Origin of the sequence: Stenotrophomonas sp. NA06056 (assembly GCF_013364355.1) — a bacterium.
Classification (GTDB): Bacteria; Pseudomonadota; Gammaproteobacteria; order Xanthomonadales; family Xanthomonadaceae; genus Stenotrophomonas.
Genome location: NZ_CP054931.1, coordinates 3686338 through 3702421, shown reverse-complemented (window position 1 = coordinate 3702421; position 16084 = coordinate 3686338). Strand labels below are relative to the sequence as shown.

The window sequence follows — 16084 nt, the reverse complement described above, 5'->3', positions numbered from 1 at the left end:
TCACCAGTCCATGTGCATGAACCACAACGCCGCGAAGGCGTCGATGATGATCACCAGCGAGATCGTCTGCACCACGCTGGACGTGGTGCGCTCGCCGACCGACTGCGCGGTGCCTTCGACCTTCAGGCCTTCCAGGCAGCCGATCAGGCCGATCACCAGCGCGAACACCGGCGCCTTGGCCAGGCCCACCAGCATGTGCCGTACTTCCATCGTGTCGTGCATGCGCGCGATGTACATCTGCGGCGGAATATCCAGGTCGAACGCGCCGACGGTGATGCCGCCGGCCAGGCCGGCGACCATTGCGATGAAGGTCAGCAGCGGCAGGGTCACCAGCAGCGCGATCAGGCGCGGCAGCACCAGCAGGTCGATGGGGTCGAGCCCCAAGGTGCGCATCGCATCGATTTCCTCGCGTGCCTTCATCGCACCGATCTGTGCGGTGAAGGCGCTGGCGGTGCGACCGGCCAGCACGATCGCGGTCAGCAGCACGGCGAATTCGCGCAGGAAGGCGATGTTCACCAGCTCGACCACGAAGATCTCCGCGCCGAAATCACGCAGGATGGTCGAGCCGAGGAATGCGATCACCGCACCGACCAGGTAGGACAGCAGCGCCACCAGCGGTACCGCGTCCAGCCCGACCTGCTCCATCTGGTGCACGGTCGCGGTCAGGCGGAAACGTCGCGGTTCCTTGACCAGGCGTGCGGCCTTGACCAGGTTTTCACCGAGGAAGCTGCACAGCGCTTTGATGTTGTGGCCCGTGGCATGGACGCTGACGCCCAGCCGCTCCAGCGCCGCCAGCACGCCGAAGTCACGCTTCGGCTTCGGGCGGTCATCGGCCACTTCTTCAATGGTGCACACCAGTGCCTGGTGGTCCGGGCGGAACTGCAGCGCCTGCTCGCTGAGATCGGCGCGATGGGCGACGCGCAGTACCTGCAGCACGCCGGCCGAGTCGAGCAGTTCGATGCCGGTGGCGTCGATGCCGGTCAGCTTGTCCGGGACACCGCGCAGCACTTCGGCCGCGGCCAGCGCGGTCTTCAGGGTCCAGTGGCCGGACAGCCGGATCAGTCCCGGATCCTGAGCGTCCTGTTCGAGCTGGGGGGCGTGGGTCGGGGTCATGGGGGCCATTCGGGTCGCAGCATAACCGTTCTGAATTGCACGTCGCGTCGAACCAGGATGAATTTCTCCAGCAGAGCCTGACGTAGGTAATACTACGGCGCATGTCCGCAGACGCTCACACGATCCCCACGCCCCAGGCCACCTACGCGCAGCGCGTGGCCTTCGTTTCCGAGATCGCCGGCCGCCTGCACAGCTACGGCACAACGGCCCAGCGCCTGGAAGCGGCGGTGGTTGCATTGGCCCGGCAGCTCGATCTGGATTGTGAACCGTGGTCGAACCCCACGGGCATCATCCTCAGTTTCAGCGACCCGGCACAGGCCATCGGCTCCAGCGACATCACCCGGGTGATCCGGCTGGCGCCCGGCGAGAACGACCTGCACAAGCTCAGCGTGGCTGACGGGATCGCCGAAGAAGTGGCCAACGGCCGCATGAGCATCGCCCAGGGCCACACTGCGCTGCGCCAGCTGGACAAGGATCCGGGCCGGCGCGGCAAGCTGCGCACCATCCTGTCCTTCACCCTCGGTGCGGCCGGCGTGGCGGGCATGTGGAAGCTGCCGTGGCTGGACATTGCCACGGCCGGCGTCATCGGTCTGTTGATCGGCCTGCTCGGCATGGTCACCGACCGGCGCCCGGCCAGCCGCGAAGCGGGCGAAGCATTGGCGGCGCTGCTGGCCGGCCTGGTCGCCACCGTCGTCGCCACGTTCGTGGGCGCACTGAATCTCAACACGGTGATCATCGCCTCGCTGGTGGTGCTGTTGCCCGGCATGTCACTGACCAATGCGGTCAATGAACTGGCCAGCCAGCACTGGGTGTCCGGCACCGCACGCTTTGCCGGCGCGCTGACCACGATCATGAAGCTCAGCGTCGGCGCGATGATCGCGGTGACCCTGGCCGATGTGCTGGGGCTGGACCCGATGATCCGTGCCTCGCGGCCGCAGGGACCGTGGGTGGAGTGGGGCTCGCTGCTGACTGCAGCGTTCGCCTTCGCGATGTTGTTCAAGGCCAACCGCCGCGACTATCCGTGGGTGATCGCCGCCTCGGTGGCCGGTTATGCGATCTCCAAATTTGGCGGTCATGCCTGGGGTACGCCGGCCGGCATCTTCCTGTCGGCCATGCTGCTGACCGCCGGCGGCAACCTGTTCGGGCGCGTGGTCGGTCGTCCCGGCGCGATCATCCGCCTGCCGGGCATCATCATGATGGTGCCTGGCAGCACGAGCCTGCGGGGCGTGCTGACCCTGGTCCAGCAACAGGACGTGGGCGCTGGCCAGAGCGTGTTCCTGACCGTGTTGAACGTGGTGATGGCGCTGGTCGCCGGCCTGCTGTTCGGCAACCTGCTGATGCCGGCGCGCAAGACGCTCTGATGGCGCTTGTGGGTGTGGACCGTTGGTCCACACACCGGACAAAGAGAAAACGCCGGCTTTCGCCGGCGTTTTTCATTGCAACCCGATCAGGCCTCAGGCCTTCTTGATCAGGAAATCTTCCGGCTTCTTGCTGCCCTTGGCGGTCAGCTCGGCCATCCAGCGCGGCTGCTTGCCACGACCGGTCCAGGTTTCCTTCGGGTTGGCCGGGTTGCGGTACTTCGGCGCAACCTTGCCCAGCTTGCGGCCGGCGGTCTTGGACGGGGCCTTGGTGGCCTTGGCGACCTTGCGCGCGCGCGGTGCGGGTTCACCACCGAACAGTTCCTCGATGGTGTAACCCTCGGTCTTGGCCAGCTTGCTCAGCTGGGCACGCACCTTGGTGATCGGGCGACGCTTGGCGACGATGGTCTGCTGCTTCTTGGCTGTGCGGATCAATGCGCCCAGCTCACGTGCCGACAGGCCGGTCAGGTCGATGCTCATCAACGATTACTCCAGAAACTAATTTAGGGACAGGGACGAGCCGGTCCGTGGCGTCGCGGGACAGAGTAATGAGGAATTAATCCCAGCACAAACGGTTGCGGTCACCGTCTGTCGGCTGCCTGGCCCGGTTGCGACCATTTTGACCGGATTATGTCCGCGGCGATTTTCCGGAGGCGGCCATCCGGCAAAAAAAGACCGGGGTATACCCCGGTCTTTTCCGATCAACCCTGCAGGCGCTGCAGCAGGGTGGCCTTGTCCAGGCTCTCCGCTTCGGCGGCGCGACGCGCGCGGTACTCGAAGGTGCCTGCGGCCAGGCCGCGCTCGCTGACCACCACGCGGTGCGGGATGCCGATCAGTTCCATGTCGGCGAACATCGCGCCCGGGCGCAGGCCGCGGTCGTCGAGTGCCGCGTCCAGGCCTGCATCGCGCAGCTCCTGCAGCAGGCTGGCTGCTGCATCGGCCACGCCGGTGTCACCCTTCGGATTGATCACGCAGACCACCACCTGCCACGGCGCCATCGCGTCGGGCCAGATGATGCCGGCATCGTCATGGTTCTGTTCGATTGCGGCAGCGACCACGCGCGAAATGCCGATGCCGTAGCAGCCCATCGTCATCACCGCGGCCTTGCCGTTCTCGTCCAGCACGGTGGCATCGAGCGCCTTGGCATAGGTGCGGCCCAGCTGGAACACGTGGCCGACCTCGATGCCGCGGGCGATCTTCAGCTCGCCGCCATCCAGCGCACGATCACCGGCGCGTACATTGCGGATGTCCGCCACTTCCGGTTCGGCCAGGTCGCGGCCCCAGTTGACGCCGGCCAGGTGGAAACCGGCCTCGTTGGCGCCGACGACGAAGTCGGACATTGCTGCCACTTCGCGATCAGCGACCACGCGGATCGGCTTCGCCGGCGCGACCGGACCGAGGAAGCCCGGCACGCTGCCGAGATACTCGGCGATCTCTGCTTCGCTGGCAAAACGCTGTTCGTCCAGACCCGCAACCTTGCCCAGCTTGATTTCGTTGACCTCGTGATCGCCACGCACCAGCACCAGCACGAACTGCTGTGCCTTGCCTTCACCGGCGATCAGCGCCACCGACTTCACCGTGCGCTGCAGATCGATGCCGAGCAGGGCGGCGACGTCTTCACACGTCTTCTGGGTCGGGGTTTCGACCTTGCGCAGTGCTTCGCTGGCCGCAGCGCGCGCAGCCGGATCGGCGGCAATGGCCGCTTCCATGTTGGCGGCGTAGTCCGAACCGGTGGAGAACACCAGCGCGTCCTCACCGGAATCTGCGATCACGTGGAATTCCTGCGAGGCGTCACCGCCGATCGCGCCGGAATCGGCCTGCACCATGCGGAAGTCCAGGCCCAGGCGGGTGAAGATGCGGCTGTAGGCCACCTTCATGTTTTCGTACTCACGCACGAGATCTTCGTCATGCAGGTGGAACGAATAGGCGTCCTTCATCAGGAACTCGCGCGCACGCATCACGCCGAAGCGCGGGCGGATCTCGTCGCGGAACTTGGTCTGGATCTGGTAGAAGTTCACCGGCAGCTGCTTGTAGCTGGACAGTTCGCTGCGCGCGAAATCGCAGGCGGCTTCTTCGGCGGTGGGGCTGTAGCAGAAGGTCTGTTCCTTGCGGTCCTTGATCTTCAGCAGCTGCGGGCCGAACTTCTGCCAGCGGCCGGTCTGCTCCCACAGTTCCTTCGGCTGGATGGTCGGAATCTGGAATTCGACGGCACCGGCACGGTCCATTTCCTCGCGGACGATGCGTTCGACCTTGCGCAGCACGCGCAGGCCCAGCGGCGACCAGGTGTACAGGCCGGACGCGAGCTTGCGGATCATGCCCGCGCGCAGCATCAGCCGGTGGCTGGTCAGCTCGGCGTCGCTGGGGGTTTCCTTGGTGGTGTGCAGGTGGAACTGGGAGAGGCGCATCGTCGGCTTCGGATTACGGCAGAGATACCTATTCTGCCAGCCCGGCCGGGGCAGGGGTATCGGCCGGGCGGCGCCCGGCACCCGCCGAACCAACGGCAACGTCAAAAGCGGGCGTTCCGTGGGATGGCGGGGTGGGTCCGGTTGCGGGGGGCGCCGTGAACCCATCCATGGGGGCTTGGGCGCGCCATCCATGGCGCTTACACCCCCGCAACCGGACCCTCCCCGCCTTCGACAGGTTTCCGCGATCTGTCGGGCTGGCATGGCCTGCTCTTGGTGGGTGTCGACCTTGGTCGACACGATTCACGTCATGCGTGGATGCTCTTCGATCAATTGTCGAAATATTCGATTTCGATGGAGATTCATCCACGCATGGCGTGGATCTACTGGCCACCGGGAAACTGTCGAAGGCGGGGCACTGTGGGTTTGCGGGGTGTGAGCCGCATGGATGCGGCGACCAAGCCTACACGGACGTACTTGCGGCGGCCCCGCAAACCCACAGTGCCCCGCCATCCCGCAGAAAGCCGCTTTGGCTTTGGCTTTGGCTCTGGCCTCTGCGGGTGCCGGGCGCCGCCCGGCCGATACCCCTCAACCCGCCGGTGGGCAGTACGCCTTGATCGTCGCCTCGGCCAGACCCTTCTGGCTGCTGCGCTGTTCGGTGGTGAGCGCGGTATCGGCCTTGCCGTCGCCATCGGTGTCCTGCATCACCGGGCCACCGCCCTCCAGCAGCGCAAGGTTGGCGCGGGCGGTGCTGCATTCCTTGGGCACCGGGGCGGCACTGGCCGCCTCCGCTTCTTCCGTCACAGCGGCCTTGGCCTGGGCGCGGGTCTCGTATTTGGCGCCGGTCGGCGGCGTTTCCGAATACTGGGTCACACCCTTGGCATCCTTCCATTTGTAGACGGGCCCGGCCAGCGCCGTGGTACTGGCCAACAGCAGCAGGCAACCCAGGCAGGACAGGGCACGCATGGCAAACTCCGCAGAATGGGCGTAGAACGCCGATTGCAGCATTGGCGCCGACCGCTGGCAAGTCGATTAAACTGGATTCCATGGACCCGATCACACCGCCGCCGCGCTCGCGCACGATTTACCTGCTGCCCAACCTGTTCACCACGGCTGGGCTGTTCTCTGGCTTCTACGCCATCATCGCCGCGGCCAACGGGGATTTCGTCAATGCCAGCATCGCTGTGTTCGTCGCGGCGGTGATGGATGGCCTCGATGGCCGAGTCGCGCGCCTGACCGGTACCAGCAGCGAGTTCGGGGTGCAGTACGACTCGCTGGCCGATCTGGTCAGCTTCGGCATGGCGCCCGCCTTGGTGATGTACCACTGGTCGCTGTCGGAACTGAAGTACGACGGTGAGCTGGTCGGCCGCCTGGGCTGGGCAGTGGCCTTCCTGTATGCCGCCTGCGCGGCGCTGCGCCTGGCGCGCTTCAATACCCAGGTGGCCGTGGTCGACAAGCGCTGGTTCGTCGGCCTCGCCAGCCCGGCTGCTGCGGGCCTGATGATGTCCTTCGTCTGGGCCTTCGCCGATGGCACCTTGGGTTGGAACGGCAACGAGCTGCGCTTCGTGGCGCTGGCGGTGACCCTTGTCGCCGCACTGCTGATGGTCAGCCGCATCCGCTTCTGGAGCTTCAAGGGCGGTCCGGCCAAGGAGGGCGCACGTTCGGACCGCGTCCCGTTCCTGGTGCTGGCACTGGTGCCGATCGGCATCGCCATCGCGGTGATCGATCTGCCCCGCGTGCTGTTCGTCGTCGGCATCCTGTACGCCCTGTCAGGCCCGGTGATGTGGGGCATGCAGCGCCTGCGCAAGAAGCCCGAGGCGGCGTGAGCCAGGACCTGCCCGTGTTGTGGTCCCCGGCCCAGCAGGCTTGGCTGCAGGCAATGGGCTACACCGTCTATCACGATGGTCAGCTGGCCGCCGCGATGGACGCAGCGTTGCAGCTGAGCGTGGCCGACGCCGAGGCATCAATGCCCGCAGCGGTGGCGGTGGAGTCGGCAAGAACGCCGCCGCCGTCGATGCCGCAGGAACGCAGCCAGCGCGATCCGGTGCTGGAAGCCCGGCCCGAGCGCGCGACGCCACGCACTGCCGTGCCGGTGGCGGCGCCGGACACCGTACCGGCGGCGGCCCGTCCGCTGGCCACCGGTAACGCACGCCAGCCGCTGGTGCGCCTGCCTGATCGCCTGCAGATCGCGCTGTTGCGTGCGTCGGGCTGCAATCCCAATGATCCGGCCACGCAGGCGTTGATGGACAGCTGGCCACTGGAGCAGCTACGTCGCGACCCCGCAGCCAAACGCGCGTTGTGGCCGCAGCTGCGTGCATTGCGCAAGGGCGGAGCCGCATGAGTGCGGTCAGCCAGCCCGGGCCGGTGGCGATGCGTGCACTGCGCGAGAGTGATCTCAACGCAGTAATGGCCATCGAAGTGCGTGGCTATCCCTATCCCTGGACCCGCGGCATTTTCCTGGATTGCCTGCGTGCCGGTTACCCCGGTCTGGCCATGGAGCGCGATGGCCTGTTGATCGGCTATGGCGTGCTCAGCCTGGCTGCCGATGAAGCGCATGTGCTGAACATCTGCATCGATCCGCTGGTGCAGTCGCGTGGGCTTGGCCGTGAACTGCTGCGTGCGCTGGTTCGCCTGGCCGGTGATCGTGGCGCCCAGCGGGTGTTCCTGGAAGTGCGTCCGTCCAATACCCCGGCGCTGACGCTGTACCACAGCGAAGGCTTCAACGAGATTGGCCGGCGCCCCCGCTATTATCCTGCTGCGGAGGGGCGCGAAGATGCGCTGGTGATGGCGATCGAACTGGTGGACGGCGAGCTGGAGACAATGCCGCCGCTGTAAGGTCGAAGGGTTGCCGGCCAGCGGCCGGCACTACCGGAGCGTTGTTTACGCCAACCGCAGCGCCAGCACACCCCCGACGATCAATACCGCCGCCAGCCAGCGTGCACGCGGTACCCGTTCGCGCAGCAGGAACACCGAGATCAGCAGCGCGAACAGGATCGACGATTCGCGCAGCGCCGACACCATCGCCACTGGTACCTGGGTCATCGCCCACAGCGCCATCGCATACGACGCGGTGGTGCCGATGCCGCCGGCCAGACCCAGCGGCCAATGTTGGCGCGCGTAGGCCAGCACCGCGCCACGTCGCGTGTACAACGCCCACGCTGGCAGCGGGATGCCCGACAGCAGGAACAACCACAACGTATAGCTCAGCGCATTGCCGGACAGCCGCGCACCCTGTGCATCAACCAGCGTGTAGGTGGCGATCATCGCCGCCGTCAGCACCGGCAGCCGCAGCTGGCCACTGCGTGCGCCGCGGGCCATGCACAGGATGCCGCCGCTCACCAGGATGACGCCGAGCCAGGCTGAAGGCGGCAGGCGTTCGCCGAGCACGGCGCCGGCCAACGCAACAAGTATGGGCGCGCAGCCGCGCATCATCGGATACGCCAGGCTCATGTCGACCTGTTGGTAGCAGCGTGCGACCAGGGCGTAGTAGGTCACCTGCAGCAGCACCGACGCCACCAGCCACGGCCAGCTGTCCATGGCAGGGAAGGGCAACAACGGCAACGCCGCCGCCGACAGCAACGCCGCACTGCCGGTCACCAGTACGGTGCCGAGGAACTTGTCCGGCCCGCGTTTGACGATCGCGTTCCAGCTGGCGTGCAGTGCCGCAGCAGCGAGGACCAGCAGGAAGAGGGAAAGCGGCATCGCCCGATGATGCCATGTGGCAGAAATGGAAACGCCGGGCAGTGCCCGGCGTTTCCGATTCCGCGTTGGTAGATGCCAACCTTGGTTGGCACCCAACCTACAGGTGTTACAGCTTCGCGCGCTGCTCGCGCAGGCCGCTCAGCTGGTTGTTCCAGTCGAGCAGGCGCACGCGCTCCTGCTCGATCACCGCCGGCGGCACCTTGTCGGAGAACTTGGCCAGCTTGGTCTCGCTCTTCTCCTGCTCGCCTTCCACGCGCTTGATCTCCTTGTCCAGGCGCGCACGCTCGGCATCGAGATCGACCAGGCCTTCCAGCGGTACCAGCAGCTTCAGCTCACCGACGATCGCCGCTGCTGCAGGCGGCGCACTCTGTGCGTCGGCCAGCCACTGGATGCTGTCCAGCTTCAGCAGGAACGACAGCGATGCGCTGAAGCGCTCGATGCGCACACGGTCCTGCTCCAGGCCGGCCAGCAGGCGCAGCGGTACCAGCTTGGACGGGGCGACATTCAGCTCGCTGCGCACGCGGCGCACCGCACTGATCACGGCCTTCAGCCATTCAACGTCGGCTTCGGCCTGGGCATGATCGCCCTCGAACTCGGCGGCAGTCGGGTACGGGCGCAGCGACAGCGTGGTTTCGGCCAAGCCCAGGCGCGGCGCAAGCTGCTGCCACAGCTGTTCGGTGATGAACGGGGTCAGCGGGTGCAGCAGGCGCAGCAGCGCTTCCAGCACATACAGCAACGTGTGGCGGGTGCTGTGGGCGTCAGCCGCATCGGCGCCGTTCAACGCCGGCTTGCTCAGCTCCAGGAACCAATCGCAGAACTCGTTCCAGGCGAACTCGTACAGGCACTGCGCCAGCAGGTCGAAGCGATAGGCGGCGAAATGGCCCTGCGCTTCGGCGGTGGTGGCGGCCAGGCGCGAAAGGATCCAGCGCTCGGCATCGGTACGCGGGGTCGGCACGCCGGTGAACGCCGCACCTTCGGTGTTCATCAGGGTGAAGCGGCTGGCGTTCCACAGCTTGTTGCAGAAATTCTTGTAACCCTCGGCGCGGTTCATGTCGAACTTGATGTCGCGGCCATGGGTGGCCAGCGCGGCGATGGTGAAGCGCAGCGCATCGGCGCCATGGGCGGCGATGCCGTCCGGGAACTCCTTGCGCGTGGCCTTCTCGATCTTTTCCACCATGCGCGGCTGCATCAGCCCGCCGGTGCGTTTGGCCACCAGGTCATCGATGGTGATGCCGTCGATGATGTCCAACGGATCGAGCACGTTGCCCTTGCTCTTGGACATCTTCTGGCCCTGGCCATCGCGGATCAGGCCGGTGAAGTAGACGTCCTTGAACGGCACCTTGCCGGTCAGGTTGTCGGTGGCCATGATCATGCGCGCCACCCAGAAGAAGATGATGTCGAAGCCGGTGATCAGCACCGACGACGGCAGGTAGCGGTCGAAACCGCGCTCGGCCATCGCCTGTTCGTTCGGCCAGCCCAGGGTGGAGAACGGCCACAGCTGCGAGGAGAACCAGGTCTCCAGCACGTCGCTTTCCTGGCTCAGCACGACGTCGCTGCCGAGATTGTGCTTCGCCCGCACCTCGTCCTCGCTGCGGCCGACGTAGCAGTTGCCGGTGGCTGCATCGAACCATGCGGGAATGCGGTGGCCCCACCACAGCTGGCGGCTGATGCACCAATCCTGGATGTTGGTCATCCAGTGGCGGTAGGTGTTGATCCAGTTCGGCGGCACGAACGAGATCGAACCGTCCTCCACCAGCTCCAGGCCACGCCGCGCCAGTTCGTCCATCTTCACGAACCACTGGTCGGTCAGGTACGGCTCGATCACCTGGCCGGTACGGTCGCCGCGCGGCACCTGCAGCTTGTGCGCCTTGGTCTCGACCAGGATGCCCAGGTCTTCCAGTTCACCCAGTACGGCCTTGCGCGCGTCGTAACGGTCCAGCCCTTGGAAACGTTCCGGCGCGTTGTCGTTGATCGCCGCCACCGGGGTGAACAGGTTGATCATCGGCAGGCTGTGGCGCACGCCCACCTGGTAATCGTTGAAGTCATGCGCCGGGGTGACCTTGACCACGCCGGTACCGAACGCACGGTCCACATAGTCGTCGGCGATCACCGGCACGCGGCGACCGGTCAGCGGCAGCACCACGCTCTTGCCGATCAGGTGCAGGTAACGCGCGTCTTCCGGGTGCACCATCACCGCGGTGTCGCCCAGCAGGGTTTCCGGGCGGGTGGTGGCGACCACCAGGTAATCGCGGGTTTCGCGCAGGGTCTCGACGCCGTCGGCATCGCGCTCGACGTGCTCGTAGCTCAGGCCTTCATCCAGCTGGTAGGCGATCGACCACAGGAAACCGTCTTCCTCGGCGCTCTCCACTTCCAGATCCGAGATCGCGGTCTTCAGCACCGGATCCCAGTTGACCAGGCGCTGGCCGCGGTAGATCAGGCCCTGTTCGTGCCAGCGCACGAAGGCCTCGATCACCGCTTCGGACGGCTGCGGGTCCATGGTGAAGGTGCTGCGCGACCAGTCGGCCGAGGTGCCGAGGCGGCGCATCTGTCGTTCGATGATGTCACCGGACTGCTGCTTCCACTCCCACACCTTGCCGATGAAGCCTTCGCGGCCCAGCGAATCGCGGGTCTCGCCCTTGCCTTCCAGCGCCAGGTTGCGGCTGACCACCATTTCGGTGGCGATGCCGGCATGGTCGGTGCCGACCTGCCACAGCGTGTCGTAGCCGCGCATGCGGTGGTAGCGCACCAGCGCATCCATCAGCGTCTGCTGGAAGGCATGGCCCATGTGCAGGGTGCCGGTTACGTTCGGCGGCGGCAGCAGGATGGTGTACGGCTCGCCCTTGCCGGACGGCTTGAAATGGCCGGCCTTCTCCCAGGCCTCGTAGAGGTCGGTCTCGAAGGACTTCGGGTCGTAGCTGGAGGCGAGTTGGGTCATGCGGGGGAACCAGTCATCAAGGCGGGAAGGGAGATCAGCGCGACCCGAGGGTGCGCCGGATCTTCTGGTCGGTGTGGTACTGGCTGACCGAATAGGCAGCCCAGATCGCGGCGGGCAGCCAGCCGATCAGGGTGATCTGCAGGATCAGGCAGACGATGCCGGCAAACGGCCGGCCGATGGTGAAAAAGGACAGCCAGGGAAGAATCAGGGCGATCAACAGGCGCATCAAGGGGTCCTCGCTGGGCTTACATGTCGTGCTTGTTCAGGTCGTAACCGGCGGTCTTGTACTGGCGCCAGCGCTCGCGCAGCGGTTCACGTGCTTCCGGATCGGCCGGCACCACTTCCAGCACGCGCTCGCACTGGCCCAGCCAGGGTTCGTCGCGCAGGTTGATCACCAGCGGCCGCACGGGCGCCTCGCCACCGGGCGGGGCGATCAGCACCAGCGCCTCTTCCTCGTCCACATCCTCACCCACGATCTGGTGCGGAATGTAGGCATCGTCGTCGAACGACCAGAGAAGTTCGTCGAGTTCTTCGGCCTGGGCCTGGTCGCGGGTCAGCACCAGGGTGAACAACCCGGCGTCGTTGGCCTTGCGCGCCAGCTCGCAGACCAGGCGCAGTGGCTCGGTCAGGAAACGGGGCTTGGCGATCAGGTAGAAGTCGGCGCGGGGCATGGCGGCATCCAGGTGAGGCAGGTGCCGATCCATGCCGGGTGACGGCTGGATCGGCGAGGCCCCGGCCGGCGGTTGCCGGCCAGGGTCAGGTACAGCGTCAGGCGCGGGCGACCTGGTCCAGCAACCACTGGCTCAGCAGGCCGACCGGACGGCCGGTGGCCATGCCACGCTTGCCTTCATCGCTGGCCACGCCGGCGATGTCCAGGTGGGCCCAGCGCTGGCCTTCGGCGAAGCGCGACAGGAAGCAACCGGCGGTGATGGCACCGGCCCAGCGGCCGCCGATGTTGTAGACGTCGGCGAAACTGGAATCCAGCATCGGCTGGTATTCGTCCCACAGCGGCAGGCGCCAGGCGCGGTCGAAGACCTGCTCGCCAGCGGCCAGCAGTTCGTTGGCCAGGTCGTCGTGCTTGCTCATCAGGCCTGCGGTCTGGTGGCCGAGGGCGACCATGCAGGCACCGGTCAGGGTGGCCACATCGACCAGCGCCTGCGGCTCGAAGCGCTGTGCGTAGGTCAGGGCGTCGCACAGGATCAGGCGGCCTTCGGCGTCGGTGTTGCCCACTTCGATGGTCTTGCCCGACATCGAGGTGATGACGTCGGACGGACGGTAGGCGTTGCCGTCGATGGCGTTTTCCACCGCCGGCACCACCACGACAAGGTTCAACGGCAGCTTGGCCTTGACCGCAGCGACGAAGGTGCCGATGACGTTGGCGCCACCGCACATGTCGTACTTCATCTCTTCGATGCCGCCCTGGGTCTTCAGGTTGACGCCACCGGTATCGAAGGTGATGCCCTTGCCGACCAGTACGTAGGGCTTGGCGTCGCCGCCGTTGTTCCACTTCAGCACCACCAGGCGCGGGCGGTTGGCCGAGCCACGGGCCACGGCCAGCAGCGAGCCCATGCCCAGCGCTTCCATCTGGGTCTCGTCGAGGATTTCCGCTTCGGCACCGTCATGCTCGCCGGCGAATTTCACGCCCACTTCAGCCAGGTAGGCCGGGGTGCAGTAGTTCGGCGGCAGGTTGCCCAGCTCGCGGGCGAATTCGACACCGGCGGCGATGGCCTGGCCCTGGGCCAGGGCCTGCGCGTCATCACCGGCGATGGCCAGCTGGGCCAGGCCGGCATCATCGGCCTTTTTCTTGCCCAGGGTGGCGGTGTAGCGGTAGGCGGCGTGGTCGGCGGCGATCACTGCCTGGCGGATCGCCCAGGCCGCGTCGCGGTCCTTGATGGCCACCTCGGACAGGGTGAACAGTGCGCTGCGGGCAGCGCCAGCCTTCAGCGCGCGCACGGCGTCGCCGACTGCCTTCAGGTACTGCGGCACGCCGAAGCGGGCAGCATCGCCGAGCCCGACCACCAGCACGCGCGGGGCGGTCACGCCCGGCAGATCGTGCAGCAGGGTGGTGGCGCCGGTCTTGCCGGACAGGTCGCCGCGCTGGGCCAGGGCGGCCAGGCGGCCACCGCTTGCAGCATCCAGTGCCTGCGCGGACGCAGTCAGGGTATGGTCGGCATAGGCGCCGACGACGAGGCAGTCAACGGCGGCCGAAGCCGCGGCGAGGTGGTTCAGGGTGAATTCGAGAGCCATTGAGCAGATTCCATTGGCAAGTCCGTACAATCGCGGACCGTTTACGCCCAGACGCTAGACTGGGCGGCACCGCGAACGAACCTGAGAGTTTAAACCACCGCCCCATGTTGAAGCTCGACCGCTATCTATTGGGCGATTTCGTCCAGAGTTTCCTGGCTACCCTGATCGTCCTGCTGGTGGTCAGCGTGGGCGGCGTGCTGGTGGACATCCTCGGCAACATCGCCGACGGGCGGCTGCCGGCCAAGCTGCTGTTCTCGCAGCTGGGCCTGCAGTTCATCGTCTACATGCCGCTGATCCTGCCGCTGGCACTGATGCTGGGCCTGCTGCTGGCCATCGCCCGCCTCTACCGCGACTCGGAAATGGCGGTCATCACCGCCATTGGTGTCGGCCCCAAGCGCCTGCTCAAGCCCCTGCTGCTGCTGGTGCTGCCGGTGATCACGGTGGTCGGCGCCTGTTCGTTGTGGCTGGGGCCCTGGGCCCAGCGAACCGCCGAACAGATGATCCAGGACGCCAACCGCAGCGTGCTGATGGCCGGCCTGGAGCCGGGCCGGTTCACCCCGCTGCCCAATGGTGGGGTGGTCTACGTCGCCTCGATCTCCCCCGATGGCAGCCAGCTGGGCCGGGTGTTCATGCAGCGGCAGAAGGAAGATCGCCTTGAAGTGGTGTCCGCCGCCGGCGGCCGCATGTACTTCGAAGGGGCGCGCCAGCGCTTCCTCGAACTGGATGATGGCCACCAGCTGGAAGGGCCGGTGGCCGGCGCGCTGGACTACCGTCTGGCGACCTTCGCCCGCAACGACGTGGCGCTGCCCGATGGCAGTGAAGCCCGCAAGAGTGATGACCCCGAGCTGATGCCGACCACCGCGCTGTTCGGCGACAAGCGCCCCGAGGCGCAGGCGCAGCTGCACCGTCGCCTGGCACCGCCGCTGATCGCACTGGCCTTTGCCCTGCTGACCGTGCCGCTGGGCCGCAGTTCGCCGCGCCAGCAGCGCTATGGCCGGATGATGCTGGCCCTGCTGGCGTACATGGTCGGCACCAACATGATGTTCATCGGCAGCGGCTGGATTGCCAACGGCCAAATTCCGCCGGCGCTTGGCCTGTGGTGGCTGACCCTGCCTCTGCTGGCACTGGCGATCTGGATGTACGCGCGTGACGGCCGCATGGCCCGCCCGAAGGGAGCCCGCGCATGATGCTGCGACCGATGCGTTTCGATCTGTACCTGGGCCGGGCGGTGCTGGGTACCGTGCTGCTGACCTGGGCGGTGCTGGTCGGCCTGGACGTGCTGATGGCCTTCTCCGGCGAGTTCAAGGACATCGGCAAGAACGGCTATTCGCTGGGCCATGCGGCAGCCTGGGTGCTGTACACCGTGCCCCGTCGGGCCTACACGATGTTCCCGACTGCCGCGGTGATCGGCGCGCTGATGGGCCTGGGCCAGCTGGCCGCGACCTCGGAGCTGACCGCGCTGCGCGCGCTGGGCCTGTCGCGCAAGCGCCTGAGCGTGTCGGTAGCGATCGCTCTGTCGCTGCTGACCGGGCTGATGGTGATCAGCGCCGAGACCCTGGGCCCCTGGGGCCAGAACCGTGCCGATTCGCTGAAGATGAGTGCCAAGTGGGGCACCGACATGGCGGTGGCGCGTTATTCCGGTCTGTGGGCGCGCGAGGGTGACACGTTCCTCAACGCACAGACGGGCGAAGAGCAACTGGTGGGCGACAAGGGCACGCGGCTGATTCTGCGTGACGTGCGCCTCTACAGGATCAACGAGGACGGGCGGGTCGGCACGTTGACCCATGCCGCCACCGCCGAGCATGACAAGGACGGTTGGGTGTTGACCGGCGTGCGCCGCGACACCTTCGGCGAGCGTTCGGCAACGCGCCAGGAAGCGGCCCGCGAGCCGTGGAATTCCAAGCTGGACGCAGGGGCCCTGGCCACCGGCATCGCCAAGCCGCGCAACCTCAGCGTGTCCGAACTGAGCACCAGCATCGCCTACCGCGAGCGCAACGGACTGGATGCGCGCGACTACGAGGATGTGTACTGGAGCCGCTGGTTCTATCCGTTGAATGTGCTGGCGCTGTGCCTGGCGGCGGTGCCGTTCGCGTTCGGTTCACTGCGCAGTGGCGGCATGGGCAAGCGCCTGTTCCTGGGCATCCTGTTCGCGCTGGCGTTCTGGCTGCTGCAGCTGTTCTTCGGCCGCATGGCCGGCGCGCTCAAGTTCGACTATCGCATTGCCTACGCGCTGCCGCCGATCGTGATGTTGGCGGTGTCCGGATTGTTGTTCCGGCGCAAGTCCGGCTGATTGCGGTAGCGCCGTGCCATGCCCGGCGAAGGTGTCC

The 16084-nt window shown here is 66.6% G+C and carries 15 protein-coding genes; 6 read left to right on the top strand and 9 right to left on the bottom strand.

What is annotated here, in order from left to right; all coding sequences use genetic code 11:
- Window positions 1–1122 carry an ABC transporter permease gene (locus HUT07_RS16715; protein WP_176021845.1) on the bottom strand — a complete coding sequence of 374 codons (1122 nt, stop codon included), beginning with the start codon at window positions 1120–1122 and terminating at the stop codon, window positions 1–3.
- 92 nt (window positions 1123–1214) lie between these two features.
- Here HUT07_RS16715 and HUT07_RS16710 point away from each other — a divergent pair, with 92 nt between their 5' ends.
- Window positions 1215–2474, top strand: a complete 1260-nt coding sequence (locus HUT07_RS16710) for a threonine/serine exporter family protein (RefSeq protein WP_176021844.1) — start codon at window positions 1215–1217, stop codon at window positions 2472–2474.
- Window positions 2475–2567: 93 nt separating this feature from the next.
- On the opposite strand, the gene HUT07_RS16705 is transcribed toward HUT07_RS16710, so the two are convergent.
- From HUT07_RS16705 to HUT07_RS16695, 3 genes are all read right to left on the bottom strand, one after another.
- A complete protein-coding gene (locus tag HUT07_RS16705) occupies window positions 2568–2951 on the bottom strand; it encodes an H-NS histone family protein (protein ID WP_089238647.1) in 384 nt (127 codons plus the stop codon).
- A gap of 221 nt (window positions 2952–3172) precedes the next feature.
- A complete protein-coding gene (locus HUT07_RS16700; RefSeq protein WP_176021843.1) occupies window positions 3173–4876 on the bottom strand; it encodes a proline--tRNA ligase in 1704 nt (567 codons plus the stop codon).
- A gap of 585 nt (window positions 4877–5461) precedes the next feature.
- Entirely contained in the window at window positions 5462–5839 is a 378-nt protein-coding gene (locus HUT07_RS16695; RefSeq protein WP_176021842.1) for a DUF4124 domain-containing protein, read from the bottom strand.
- Window positions 5840–5919: 80 nt separating this feature from the next.
- On the opposite strand from HUT07_RS16695, the gene pssA reads away from it, so the two are divergent.
- The 3 genes from pssA to rimI are packed head-to-tail and all read left to right on the top strand — an operon-like array spanning window position 5920 to window position 7708.
- On the top strand, window positions 5920–6699 hold the full coding sequence (gene pssA / locus HUT07_RS16690; protein WP_176021841.1) for a CDP-diacylglycerol--serine O-phosphatidyltransferase: 780 nt from the start codon (window positions 5920–5922) through the stop codon (window positions 6697–6699).
- A complete protein-coding gene (locus HUT07_RS16685; RefSeq protein WP_176021840.1) occupies window positions 6696–7214 on the top strand; it encodes a hypothetical protein in 519 nt (172 codons plus the stop codon). The genes pssA and HUT07_RS16685 overlap by 4 nt, the downstream gene beginning before the upstream one ends.
- A complete protein-coding gene (gene rimI, locus HUT07_RS16680; protein WP_176021839.1) occupies window positions 7211–7708 on the top strand; it encodes a ribosomal protein S18-alanine N-acetyltransferase in 498 nt (165 codons plus the stop codon). The genes HUT07_RS16685 and rimI overlap by 4 nt, the downstream gene beginning before the upstream one ends.
- Window positions 7709–7753: 45 nt before the next feature.
- On the opposite strand, the gene HUT07_RS16675 is transcribed toward rimI, so the two are convergent.
- The 5 genes from HUT07_RS16675 to HUT07_RS16655 form a co-directional block, all read right to left on the bottom strand.
- Window positions 7754–8575: an EamA family transporter gene (locus HUT07_RS16675; protein WP_176021838.1), complete on the bottom strand. Its 822-nt coding sequence runs from the start codon at window positions 8573–8575 to the stop codon at window positions 7754–7756.
- Window positions 8576–8681: 106 nt separating this feature from the next.
- On the bottom strand, window positions 8682–11510 hold the full coding sequence (locus tag HUT07_RS16670; RefSeq protein ID WP_176021837.1) for a valine--tRNA ligase: 2829 nt from the start codon (window positions 11508–11510) through the stop codon (window positions 8682–8684).
- 34 nt (window positions 11511–11544) lie between these two features.
- A complete protein-coding gene (locus HUT07_RS16665; protein WP_025879360.1) occupies window positions 11545–11736 on the bottom strand; it encodes a YqaE/Pmp3 family membrane protein in 192 nt (63 codons plus the stop codon).
- Between the two features lie 19 nt (window positions 11737–11755).
- On the bottom strand, window positions 11756–12181 hold the full coding sequence (locus HUT07_RS16660) for a DNA polymerase III subunit chi (RefSeq protein WP_176021836.1): 426 nt from the start codon (window positions 12179–12181) through the stop codon (window positions 11756–11758).
- A gap of 97 nt (window positions 12182–12278) precedes the next feature.
- A complete protein-coding gene (locus HUT07_RS16655) occupies window positions 12279–13757 on the bottom strand; it encodes a leucyl aminopeptidase (protein ID WP_176021835.1) in 1479 nt (492 codons plus the stop codon).
- 104 nt (window positions 13758–13861) lie between these two features.
- Here HUT07_RS16655 and lptF point away from each other — a divergent pair, with 104 nt between their 5' ends.
- On the top strand, window positions 13862–14944 hold the full coding sequence (gene lptF / locus HUT07_RS16650; protein ID WP_176021834.1) for an LPS export ABC transporter permease LptF: 1083 nt from the start codon (window positions 13862–13864) through the stop codon (window positions 14942–14944).
- Window positions 14941–16047 (top strand): LPS export ABC transporter permease LptG, encoded by a 1107-nt coding sequence (gene lptG / locus HUT07_RS16645; protein ID WP_176021833.1) that lies wholly within the window; start codon window positions 14941–14943, stop codon window positions 16045–16047. Before lptF ends, lptG begins: the two co-directional genes overlap by 4 nt.
- The last annotated feature ends 37 nt before the right edge of the window (window positions 16048–16084 follow it).